The organism is Hydrogenimonas thermophila (genome assembly GCF_900115615.1).
GTDB classification, from domain to species: Bacteria; Campylobacterota; Campylobacteria; order Campylobacterales; family Hydrogenimonadaceae; genus Hydrogenimonas; species Hydrogenimonas thermophila.
Genome location: NZ_FOXB01000054.1, coordinates 1 through 10,865, shown reverse-complemented (window position 1 = coordinate 10,865; position 10,865 = coordinate 1). Strand labels below are relative to the sequence as shown.

The following is a 10,865-nucleotide window of genomic DNA, read 5'->3' as shown; positions in this document are numbered from 1 at the left end:
CTTCTAAGAATAGATAATGCAAAAGCACCTTTATTGACTTTGCATTTATCTTCATTTAATGCAGTATCTTTGTAAAAGTGCATTGTTTCAACACTCCATTCACAAAGAATTTTTGTTAAAAAAGTTTTAGCATCATTATACTCATTTGATATATAGTAATGTGTTGTAGTCTCTTGATTATCAACGGTTTTATCAATACTACAGCTATACTTGATAGGCTTATTCACCATAGCCATATACTCAATATTCAAGGTGAAAGTTACAGGCTTAAGCAGAAAAGAAAAGCTGGTGTTCTTTTAGGACTGGATAAATCTTTGTAAAAAAGTGGTGCATTTTCACTTTGTGTGGGTGGTACATTTTTGGGTTGCACTTGACACATTAATAGGACTTCTATGTCTTGTATGCTCTAGCATAGCAATATTTTTAAGTTAGTCGTTAATTGACTCAATCAAAGCTCTTTTACGAAGTAGTTAGCCCATTCCGATAGTGTAAACTAACTTACATTCTAAGACAAATCAAACTTTAAGTTAAGGTAAATTTAAATTATAAAAATAGTTATTACACCCTATAGATTAAACAAAAATAAATCTTTACCTATGTAAAGGAACACTTTTGGGAAGATTTTTAGCATGAAGTTTAAAAATAAAACCAAGGAGTGTATCACCAAAAGATATTGCTTTTCTAGGCAAAGCTAATAGATCAAAATCAGGTGTTGCAGCAGCACGCTGACAAGTAACTGCTGTAGTATAATTTCCAGCCTCTACAGCTTTTAAAGAATCAATATTATAACTTCCATAAGGATAACAAAAATGTTTTATCTCTTCCTGGAGTAATTCTTCCAAAATTTTTTTGCTTTCTATAACTTCATATATTTGCTCTTTAAGTGTTTTTTGAGCCATACGTTCATGAACAAGATTGTGCGATCCAACTTGAAAACCAAGATTTCTTACTTCTCTTAGTTGCTCAAGTGTTAACATCTGTGGAGTAGGATGTCCATCCAGTGCAAGCCATTCTGCTTTTTTGCCAATTAATGAAGGTACCACATAAACAATGGCTGGAAAATTATATTTACTTAAAACTGGAACTGCTTGTGTTAAAAAATTTTCATATCCATCATCAAATGTAAGTACAACAGTTTTAGAGGGAATACTTTTTTTATTTTGAAAAATATTAACCAATTCATCTAATGATATTACATTATATTTAAATTTATGCAAATACCACATTTGTTGTTTAAACCTATTTATATCACAGTAGGTAGCTCTATGATCTTTCATAGGTGGGAATTTACCTATTTGATGATACATAAGAATTGTAATTCCAGCCATATTATATCCCTATAATTTTTTGGTAAAGATTTATAGTATTTTTTATCATCTGTTCTGAAGTAAAGTTTTCTATAAATTTTTCTCTTGCTAAATCACCAAACTTTTTGCGTTTATACTTATCATTTGCTAATATATCAATAGCTTTTGCGAGTTCGTTTATATTTTCACATTCAAATAAATATCCATTATTATCATTTTCAATTATTTCTGGTATTCCACCAACATTGGATGCTATAATTGCTTTTTGCATACTACAAGCTTCTAATAAAGCCAAAGGAAAAGCTTCTCGTCTAGATGGCATAAGATAAATATCCATTGCAGATAATAAAGCAGGAATATCATCTTTTTGTCCAGTAAAAATAACCTTAGAAGATAGATTAAGCTCATTAACTATTTTGTGTATATTCTTTCCCCACTCTGTTTGATCATATCCTATTAAAAAAAGTTTTAAATTCTTGCTTTTACATTGTTTCAATGCATTTATTGCTATATCCTGCCCTTTATCTTTTAAAAAACGACCTATAACACAAAGTGCAATCTCGTCATCCTTTATTTCAAATAATTCTCTATTTTCAGCTCTTTTTGTGAAAGAGTTTTCATATTGATCTTCAATACCATTATATATTTTAGTAATGTTAGTATAACTATAACCTTTTTGAATTAAAAATTTTTTTACTGCTTCGCTTACAGCTATAATATGTTTAACATGTCCAAAATGTTTACCAGCATTGGTTGAGTGTGCAGTAGCAATAGAAGGAATACGACTCAGTTTTGAGGTTATACCTGCATAAAATGCACCCCTTGTTAAATGACCATGAATTAAATGAACTCTCTCTTTTTTTGCAATCATAGCTAATTTAGTCATAGAAACAATATCGTAAAAACCATGCATTGGTACATTATAAAATCTATATCCTCTTTTTTGAACTTCTTTGTGTAACCAACTATTAGTTTGTCCAGCATAAATTGGAGTAATCCCATACTTACTTACACCATCCATTAAAGTTATTAAATGTTTTTCCGCACCACCTAATGTATGGCTATGAAGAATATATAGAATCTTCATGAAAGAACCTTTTTATATATAGATAAATTTCCATCTACCATACTTTCAATACTAAACTTGCTTTTTACAATCTCTTTTCCTGCTTTACCAAATTTTATTGAAAGATTTTGATCATTTAAAAGTAAAGAAATTTTTTCGAATAAAGTTTTACTATCGTGTGGATCTACCAAAAAACCATTCACATTATTGTGAACTATCTCAGGCATACCTCCAAATGGTGATGCTATTATTGGCACACCAGCTGCAGCAGCCTGTAACAGCGATACACCAAGACCTTCCATTAGTGCAGGATGAACGACCAGATCGAGACATCCAATCCATTGTAATAGATCATCTCTAAAACCAATCATATGTACATTATTTTGTAGATTCTTAGTTTTTATAATATCTTCTAACTCATTTTTTATAGGACCTTTCCCAAAAAATAGAATATGAAGGTTTGGAAAAATTTTTATAATATCAGGTACTATTTGTAATAAATACTTGTGTCCTTTTCTTGGAATCAATTGAGCTATTACACCAATTGTTTTCGTATTTTCAGGAAGTTTAAACTCTTGTAAAAAATAAGTTTTTGAACATGGTTTATCATAAATACTACTATCTACAGCACTATAAACCGTCGTTATTTTTTCAGATTTAACACCCTCACTGATCAATACATTTCTGATTGCTTCTGAAATAGTAACTATATGGTCATAAAAAGAGTACTTAAACTTTGCCCACAATTTAGGCTCTGGATTATCAACACGTCTAGATAAAACTACTGGAGTTTTTGATAACTTAGCAGCAACCATTCCCATTATATCAGCACCGCGTCTACTATGAACATGAACGATATTTGCATTATGGAACTTAATGATTTTTTTTATTCTAAAAATCATACTAATGTCCAAGTCGCCACTCATCTGTATCTCTTCAACTATGCAAAAAGGCTTACAAACTTTTGCTATTTCACTATTTATAGGACATATAAGAATATTATTAGTTCCACGTTTTTGAAGTTCCTCAATAAGATATGCTACCTGTTTTGCACCACCATAAAGATTTTTACCTGCTTCTATATGCAAAATCGTCATATATTTACCTTAATAAGTGATTTTGCTGTCTCTACCACTTCCTCTGGACTTATAGCTTGCATACAATCAAATCTATTTGCACATATAGGCCGTCTGCGACAAGGAGAGCATTCAAATTTATGGTATATAACCTTAACATATGGATTATCTGTCTTAGTATAAGGAACTGTTGCACCAAAAAGAGCTATGGTTGGTCTCATCTGTGCAACTGCCATATGAGTAAGCCCAGTATCAACTCCAATAATTAATAAAGATTTTTTCAAAAGTGCTGCAGCTTCATCAATTTTAGTCTTACCAGCTAAATTAATTGCTGATGTTCCTTGAGTAATATACTGTGCACTCTCTTTATCTGCTTCAGAACCCAATATTATAATTGGTAGATTAAAGTACGATTGTAACATATGAATAAGTTTTTTCCAAGAATCGTGAAACCAATGTTTTTGTGGTCGCGTAGTAAATGGAGTCAATGCTATAAATCCATTATTCAAATCGTATGTTTTTATTAAAATATCTGCATTATCATAAGCTTTTGAGCAGAGCTTAAGAGAGAGTGAAACTGAATTATCAAGCCCCATAAAACGTATAAGATGATAATATTCTGAGCTAATATGCTGACTATTTCCACCCTTATCTGTTACTTTATTAAGAAAAAGGTGACTAAACTCTTTAGATTTAAAACCATAACGCACTGGAGCACCACTAAACCAAGCAATTATCGCACTTTTAAGTAACCCTTGAGCATCAATTGCAGTATCAAAATTATAAGACTTCAGTTTTTTTGAAAAGTAACTAAGTTCTTTAAAAAGAGTAATAATTTTCTTGTCTTTCCAGAGTTGTTTAAACCTATTTTTTGGGAACTCAATAACTTCTTCTATATCAGTATCACACCTTAGAAGATCTTTAACTATTGGTTCAGCCAACCAAAAAATCTTAGCATCAGGATAGTCTTTTTTTATTGCTTCAATAAGTGGAGAAGCAAAAACTACATCGCCTATGGCACTCATTCGTACAATTAAAACTCTCTTCATTATTCTCCTTCAGGTTTCATCTGTGCATAGCGATAACTATATGCAATACCACCAAAAAGTACTATATACTGCCATCCATGCTGAAAGAAAATGAATCCTACTGATACATTATTAAATAGAAAAATTAATAGAATTTCAATGAAAAAAATAAACAAAAACAGAGGAATATAGTGTTGGGTATAGGCTTTAAAAACTGCTTTTAGTGTAATAAAAAGTGCAGAAATATAAAAAATAAGACCAATCAAACCAGTACGAGCTAAAATCTCTAAATATGCATTATGGAGGTTAGCAAAACCTTTAAATCCCATTTCTGCAGGAATATTAGAAGTTAAATGAGTTATATTAAGACCATGTCCTAATAGTGGATGTTGTAACCACAACTGAATAGCATAATGCCACATATGGATACGCAAACCAATTGATGTTTTTGGTATATTTTCCAAATCCATAGATAAAATTGCCTGCCAAGTTTTAGATTCAGAAGTTAATTTTGAAATAATCATATCACCTCTTACCAATAAAGCAAGTGAAATAACTGAAATAAAAAAAATAAAAAATACTATGGCATATTTTTTAGTAAAACCTTGTTGCTTTGTTTGAAACATCAAAATTATTACTATAAATAAGGATGAAATAGCTAAACTAATCCAAGCCGCTCGTGAATTTAGAGATGACCAAGCTAAAATAGTTGGAATAAGTACAACTAAAGATATTAAAATATTATAAATAGCAACTGTATTTTTTTTTTGAATAAAATCAATAATAAAATATGTACTAAAAAGTAAAACTCCTACCATTGTAGTATCTATAATAATTGCAGCAAAATTTTTATCTGTACTAAAAATATATTCTCTATAATCCAAAAATGGTCCAGGAGATAAAATATTAGCATCATAAAATAAACGTATTAAAAACCCTGTAAGAAAAAGTATAAGCGATAGTACAACACGTTGCTGATTACCTTTTAATATATAAGCCACACCAGGAATTAGGCTGAAACTAAATAATACAAAAAAGTTTTTTGCTTGTAATAAAAATGTATTTGGATAAAGATAAGTGCCCCAAGCAATCTCAAAAAGTAAATATATAAACCATATTATAGAAAGTTTAAAAAGAGGATCTTTTAAAAAATGTTGCCATTGTATCTTTAAAGTCCAAATGTAACCTATAAAAAATATTGCTAAAGAAATATTGGCAAAAGCCTTTGAAAGTACATATGAAAATGAAAATAGATAGAAACCAAATAACATAAACTTAGAAGCCAATATCATAAAATCTCCATTCCTAACTTTTCCATCTGTTTTATTAAGCCTTTTCTCATTTTTAATGACTTAAACTTTAATTTAGATAGACCAAATGATAATACACGTGCTGAATCACCATAAATCATTTTTGCTGTAAATAATGCAGTAGAATTTACACTAATAACGATATCAAAATATTGTTGTGACATAATTAACTCTATAGGTTTCTTTGTATCAATTATCTTATAATCAGGCATCATCAGTTCATAGCGGCTATCACGTGGATGTGGTTTAAAATAAATTTGTTTAATACCATTTTCTTTTAGCCAATTATATATGGATAACTTAATCTCTAAAGCTTCCTTTTCAGTTAACTGTCCAAAATCAACTAACCATTGTCCAACTATTAAAGCACTTTTTTCTCTATTGATTTTAGTCTTGGAAACTTTACAATTTATAAGAGAAGGAAGTTCTTTGACCTTTGATGAATCATAAGGATGATCAAATCCTGGTAAAACATATATTCTATCAATAAAATCTGCTTGTGTACCTAAACGATCTCCATTAAAGCATCTATAATTAAGTTCAGATAAAAATATCTGTCTTACTTTTCTTAGACAATGCCAAGCATATTTTGAAAAAGAGAGTGGATGAAGTGAAAGATTAGCAATACCATCAGGAATTATTCTAAAATGAATATCAGCACTTATTGCTTTAGGAATAAAATTTATAAAATAGTTATAAGCTTCAGTGTCATACTCATGTGCATGTATATGAATTGATTCATAATCTTTTACTCTACTTACAACTTTATGTAGATTCTCTCTTATACGTCTCATTCGTCCAAAAAGACCAGGTAAAGGATCATGCCTTGGCCATGGCATATAAGCAGTCTCAAACCACTGTGCTTTATCTATGATCTCTTCCAGCATAGGTTTTACATAAAAGATATAACCATCAGCATCATTTTCAAAATGTCTCATTATACTTTGTGCAGCAAGATAGTGTAAAGGCGATGCAATAAAAAATACAGCAGCACGTTTAGACATTTATCATATTCCAGGTAAGAGGTGTATCTTCTTCAATATAAACACTTGCCTGTTTCCCAACTACATCATCAATAAACTGAGGAGAGATACCATGTGCTGGACGTTTAAATGTCAAATCTTCTTCCTCTATTATTTTACCCTTCGAAATATTTCTAGCAGCTACTAAACTTCGTCTTGCATTTTTACGAGCAGGCTCTTCATCAGTTATTGATTCAAGCTCAAATGAACCAATAATTTCAAAAAGCGTATCTAATCTTTTATGGAACTGCTTTAAATCCTCTTTATCCATTGCGTGGTAATGATCATTCCCAGGAAGAGTTTTATCAAAAGTAAAATGTTTTTCTATGATTATGGCACCTAATAATGTAGCAATTTCAAGATTTTTCATTGAGTTTGGTAAGGTATGATCAGAATACCCTATAATACAGTCTTTGCCAAAATGACTATAAAGTCCTTTTATCATACCAAGATTTGCATTTTTATCTGGTGTAGGATAGTTTAATACACAATGTAAAAGTGCTAATGGAATGTTATGACGATGTATCCATTGATAAGCTTGTGCAATTTCATAAAAATCACTTGCACCTGTTGAAAGTAAAATAGGTTTTCCAAATTTACAAATATACTCTATAAAAGGTTTATTAGTTATATCTGAAGAAGATATTTTATAAACATCCATTAAATCATTTAAAAAATTGGCTGACTCAATATCAAAAGGGGTTGATAAAAACTCTATACCTACTGTATCACAATATTTTTTTAGTTCTTCAAACTCCTTTTTCCAAAAGCTATCATGTTTTTTAAAAAGTTCATATTGACTTTTTGTTGGCTCTTTTGTTGTATCCCAATAAGCCGGAGAGTGTTTTGAAGCTAATGTATGAGCTTTATAACTTTGAAATTTAATAGAATTAGCACCACCTTCTTTGGCTTCATCAATAAGCCTTTTTGCCAACTCCATGCTGCCTTCATAATTAACACCAGCTTCTGCTATTATATATGGACGAATTATTTTATTACTACAATAGTTATGAGTGTTAAAAAGTTCTAAAATTTTCATAATTTCTCCAAAAATTGATTAATAAGTAGGTTAACTCGCTTACGACCACCAATTAAATCATGTTTATGCATTAGATTTTGCATATACTGTCTAGTTGATGTTGATTCAACAAGTATTTTAAAATGAGAAAGAATATCTTGATTTGAGACTTGTGTTCCAAGTCCTAAATTAAGAAAGCCATTAGATTCAGATGCAAAAAAGTGTTTTAGTTCTCTCTCATTTTGAGCTAAAACAATACTTGGCGTTCCAATAGATGCTATTTCAAATACTGTTCTACCTGCTGATATAAAAGCAATATTAGCCATAACCATATAATCAGAAATATTTTTTACATTTTTATGTATTTTAACTCTATCAAAAGGTTTAAGAGATTCATATTTATCATATCCAAATCCAGTAACTACGTGTATAGTTATCTCTTTATCAATACAATAGTCATAAATTGATTTAATTACTTTATAAGTATAATTATTTGGATCAACCCCACCAAATGCTACTAAAACATTAGTTACACTTTCAGTGACTTTATGTTTGGCAGAAAGAATAAACTCATCTCTTAGAAGAACATAATCTGGTCCATAGTAGTGATTTGGCAGAATCATTTTTTCAGGATAGATAGCATTAATAACAAGGTCTGCATACTCTGCACCAGAGCCAAGATCTTCAAAGTTTATGACACTAATATTATGTTGTTTTAAACTTTTAATGTAGGTACTATCTGTATCTAAACAATCATTTATAATTACATCAGGACTAAGTTCTAAAATATCATCAATGATATTATCATATTTTTGTATGTAAACTGGATAATTTTTACTATTTACAATATCATATGCAAGCTGACTTTTATTGTCAACTAAAAACTTTAAATCATGATTTAATATATCATTTGCAACTATAAGCGTATTATACACATGTCCCAATCCAATTTCAGGATAGCCAGAAACAACAAAAAGTATTTTCTTACGTTTTAAATAAAATTCACAAATGTTCCAATCTTCATATGTATCTATATCTATAGCTTCAGAACTTTCGAGTAAAAATAAATCAACACTTTTTCCAATGCGATTATTTGGTGAAATGAATTTACTTTTTGTTATTAAAAATCCTCCTGTTTCTTTATAAATTGGTGTTAAGTATTGCCTATTAAGCCGTTTTTCATAATTTGGTAAATATTTCCCATCTACTTTTTTCCAAGTAAGATGAGTATCATCTATAGCTGAGATAATAGTATCTATTGTTTGAGAAGTTAATATTTTCTCAATTGCTCTATCAAGTGTAGAAGTTTTTAACAAAGGAGATGTTGGTTGCATAGTAACGACAATATCATAGTTTTTTTTTGATTTATCTTTCATTGCAGTATAGACTTCATAAATCACTGGATCTAATGTAGATTTATCTGTTGCATTATCCTTGTCTCGTTTAAAAGGAATAGCACCACTTTTTTTTGTAATTGATAAAATTTCATCGTCATCACTTGAAACAACAACATCTGGACGATACTTAGAATTTAAAGCTGTGTCTATTGAATATTTTATAAGTGGTTTTCCTGCAAGATTTCGTAAATTTTTTCTTGGTATTCCTTTAGAACCGCCTCTTGCAGGTATAATTATTAAAACATTACTCACATCAAGCCTTTTTATAAATTTCAGGATAGAACTCTTTCCATCTTCTATGCTGCCAAAACCATTCATCTGGTTTTTTCCGAATAATATCTTCGGTAATCTTTGCCTGTGCTTCCACACTTTTACGAATATCTTTATTCATATCATCTGTTTCTAAAGTATATATAGCAGGATAAAAAGTAAGTGTATATGAGTTGTGATCTTGAGTTGTAATAAATACTGGAATAATTGGTAATTTGAATTTTCTTGCCAAAAGAGCCGCACTAGTTATGTGTGTTGCTTTGTGTCCAAAAAACTCTATCTCTATACCTTCATGTTGTTTTACACTTTGATCTACTAAAAGTCCAATATTTCTTCCTTTTTTTATTTCACGCATTAAAGATCTTAAAGCACCATATTTACTAATAAGACGTATATTGAATTGTTCACGATTTTGTTTTAATATTTTATCCATTACTTTTGAATCAAGAGGTCGTCCTACAATACTTAGACCATTTTCAAGCTGTGTAGCAAGTGCTAAAGATAATAACTCCCAATTTCCATAATGAGCAGTTATAAAAATTGCAGGTTGTTTTGTTTGTTTTATATTAAATAAAATATCTTCATTTTCAAACTTTACCTTTTTTATTATATCTTCTTTTGAAGCTCCCTGATTTTTTATAAAATCAGCTATATTATATAACATGTTTTTATATGTACTATAAGCTATTGCTTTTTTTTCTTTTTTATCCATTGAATCACCAAATGCAAGGTCAAGATTTGCTAAAGCATAATTCCTATGACGTTTATCAAATAAATATATTATGAAAGATAATATATTCATTATGGGTTTTCTAATAAATTTAGGTATATTTAATACAAACCACTGAAATGATCTAAATACCAATATATATACTCGTTCTATTGTCATATTAAAACTTTATAATAAATATATGGAAAATAAACTAGTGTTATTTGTTATTTTAAATTAATAAACTTATTTTCAAGAGATATATTGATTATACCTTTACTTTTAAAAAAGAGCACTTAAATCAAAACTTCTAAAACCATTTTTTAAATAAATAGCCCATTCCGATACTAAGGAATACTTTTTGCTATAAAGCCAAAAAAGTATATTTATATCGGGAGAAAAAATGGAGCCAGAATTATTGAAAATTTTAAAAGAGCATATATCAGAACAGGCAAGACCACAGGGAAGACAGTATAGTTTGCCGGTAATAATGTTTTTATCGATAATAGCTATATTAATGGGAGCAAAGAATCCAATAGAGGTATATAAATGGATGAAAGCAAATGCTAAAAGGAAGGAGATAAAAAAATTACTAGGAGTAGAGTTTATACGAATACCTGGGAGATCAAGATTATATGATTTTTTTGAGATAGTAGATAAAG

General features: G+C 29.6%; 10 protein-coding genes and 3 pseudogenes. 2 read left to right on the top strand and 11 right to left on the bottom strand.

Annotated elements, in window-relative coordinates:
* A pseudogene (locus BM227_RS12825) lies at positions 1–227 on the bottom strand (hypothetical protein); the annotation flags it as partial.
* On the opposite strand from BM227_RS12825, the pseudogene BM227_RS13100 reads away from it, so the two are divergent.
* A pseudogene (locus BM227_RS13100) lies at positions 198–320 on the top strand (ATP-binding protein); the annotation flags it as partial. The pseudogenes BM227_RS12825 and BM227_RS13100 sit on opposite strands and share 30 nt — an antisense overlap.
* 57 nt (positions 321–377) lie before the next feature.
* On the opposite strand, the pseudogene BM227_RS13390 reads toward BM227_RS13100, so the two are convergent.
* From BM227_RS13390 to BM227_RS11515, 10 genes and pseudogenes are all read right to left on the bottom strand, one after another.
* Positions 378–470, bottom strand: a pseudogene (locus tag BM227_RS13390) (transposase); the annotation flags it as partial.
* A 120-nt stretch (positions 471–590) separates the two neighbouring features.
* The gene (locus BM227_RS11555) at positions 591–1,328 is read right to left on the bottom strand and encodes a polysaccharide deacetylase family protein (RefSeq protein WP_092914052.1); all 738 of its coding nucleotides are present in this window, start codon (positions 1,326–1,328) and stop codon (positions 591–593) included.
* Between the two features lies 1 nt (position 1,329).
* Positions 1,330–2,394 carry a glycosyltransferase gene (locus BM227_RS11550; protein ID WP_092914051.1) on the bottom strand — a complete coding sequence of 355 codons (1,065 nt, stop codon included), beginning with the start codon at positions 2,392–2,394 and terminating at the stop codon, positions 1,330–1,332.
* Positions 2,391–3,470, bottom strand: coding sequence for a glycosyltransferase family 4 protein (locus tag BM227_RS11545; protein WP_218147959.1), 1,080 nt, complete (start codon positions 3,468–3,470; stop codon positions 2,391–2,393). Before BM227_RS11545 ends, BM227_RS11550 begins: the two co-directional genes overlap by 4 nt.
* A complete protein-coding gene (waaF, locus tag BM227_RS11540) occupies positions 3,467–4,498 on the bottom strand; it encodes a lipopolysaccharide heptosyltransferase II (protein ID WP_092914050.1) in 1,032 nt (343 codons plus the stop codon). Before waaF ends, BM227_RS11545 begins: the two co-directional genes overlap by 4 nt.
* Positions 4,498–5,478 carry an O-antigen ligase family protein gene (locus BM227_RS11535; protein WP_177202053.1) on the bottom strand — a complete coding sequence of 327 codons (981 nt, stop codon included), beginning with the start codon at positions 5,476–5,478 and terminating at the stop codon, positions 4,498–4,500. The genes waaF and BM227_RS11535 overlap by 1 nt, the downstream gene beginning before the upstream one ends.
* Positions 5,479–5,765: 287 nt before the next feature.
* Positions 5,766–6,791, bottom strand: coding sequence for a polysialyltransferase family glycosyltransferase (locus tag BM227_RS11530; protein WP_092914046.1), 1,026 nt, complete (start codon positions 6,789–6,791; stop codon positions 5,766–5,768).
* Positions 6,784–7,848 carry an N-acetylneuraminate synthase family protein gene (locus tag BM227_RS11525; protein ID WP_092914045.1) on the bottom strand — a complete coding sequence of 355 codons (1,065 nt, stop codon included), beginning with the start codon at positions 7,846–7,848 and terminating at the stop codon, positions 6,784–6,786. Before BM227_RS11525 ends, BM227_RS11530 begins: the two co-directional genes overlap by 8 nt.
* Positions 7,845–9,542, bottom strand: a complete 1,698-nt coding sequence (locus BM227_RS11520) for a cytidylyltransferase domain-containing protein (protein WP_092914043.1) — start codon at positions 9,540–9,542, stop codon at positions 7,845–7,847. Before BM227_RS11520 ends, BM227_RS11525 begins: the two co-directional genes overlap by 4 nt.
* Positions 9,478–10,383, bottom strand: a complete 906-nt coding sequence (locus BM227_RS11515; protein ID WP_092914042.1) for a lipid A biosynthesis lauroyl acyltransferase — start codon at positions 10,381–10,383, stop codon at positions 9,478–9,480. The genes BM227_RS11520 and BM227_RS11515 overlap by 65 nt, the downstream gene beginning before the upstream one ends.
* Before the next feature lie 223 nt (positions 10,384–10,606).
* Between BM227_RS11515 and BM227_RS11510 the strand changes: the two genes are divergently transcribed.
* Positions 10,607–10,865 (top strand): transposase family protein (locus BM227_RS11510; RefSeq protein WP_143089743.1); only part of this gene is annotated, 259 nt, incomplete at its 3' end.

Excerpts from the sequence above, each read along its gene's own strand:
- BM227_RS11555 (WP_092914052.1), bottom strand. The coding sequence starts at position 1,328 with ATGGCTGGAATTACAATTCTTATGTATCATCAAATAGGTAAATTCCCA.
- BM227_RS11550 (WP_092914051.1), bottom strand. The coding sequence starts at position 2,394 with ATGAAGATTCTATATATTCTTCATAGCCATACATTAGGTGGTGCGGAA.
- BM227_RS11545 (WP_218147959.1), bottom strand. The coding sequence starts at position 3,470 with ATGACGATTTTGCATATAGAAGCAGGTAAAAATCTTTATGGTGGTGCA.
- waaF (WP_092914050.1), bottom strand. The coding sequence starts at position 4,498 with ATGAAGAGAGTTTTAATTGTACGAATGAGTGCCATAGGCGATGTAGTT.
- BM227_RS11530 (WP_092914046.1), bottom strand. The coding sequence starts at position 6,791 with ATGTCTAAACGTGCTGCTGTATTTTTTATTGCATCGCCTTTACACTAT.
- BM227_RS11525 (WP_092914045.1), bottom strand. The coding sequence starts at position 7,848 with ATGAAAATTTTAGAACTTTTTAACACTCATAACTATTGTAGTAATAAA.
- BM227_RS11520 (WP_092914043.1), bottom strand. The coding sequence starts at position 9,542 with ATGAATGGTTTTGGCAGCATAGAAGATGGAAAGAGTTCTATCCTGAAA.
- BM227_RS11515 (WP_092914042.1), bottom strand. The coding sequence starts at position 10,383 with ATGACAATAGAACGAGTATATATATTGGTATTTAGATCATTTCAGTGG.